We start from the raw sequence: 277 nt of genomic DNA, 5'->3' as shown, positions 1-277 counted from the left end.
CAAAGCGCGGTGCGACATCCCGCTTTCGCTGAGCGTACGAAGACGATGCGCCGCTAGGTACTCTGCGACCGAGCGGTGATGGAATCGCACGCGCCCATAAGACGCAAAACCGAACAACGGTCTTTCAAGAAGAGCTTTTCGCTCGCCAAGTTTCCAGTCCGCAATAATGATCGATGGATCGACCGCTGCATCGTTGTGGCCAGCGTCGGAGGCAGCATTGTGCCTTATGGTCAGACGTCGAGTCATAAGCATTGCCAACGCGAGCCGACTGGCACCC

Annotated in this window: 1 protein-coding gene; it reads right to left on the bottom strand. The window is 57.4% G+C overall.

All coding sequences use genetic code 11. From position 1 onward, the window contains the following. On the bottom strand, positions 1-246 hold a 246-nt coding region (locus tag SB749_RS19320; RefSeq protein WP_410711730.1), incomplete at its 3' end, for a hypothetical protein. Positions 247-277 lie beyond the last annotated feature (31 nt).

Source organism: Brevibacterium sp. SIMBA_078, from assembly GCF_046534565.1.
Lineage (GTDB): Bacteria > Actinomycetota > Actinomycetes > Actinomycetales > Brevibacteriaceae > Brevibacterium.
This window is presented reverse-complemented; position numbering and strand designations above follow the sequence as displayed.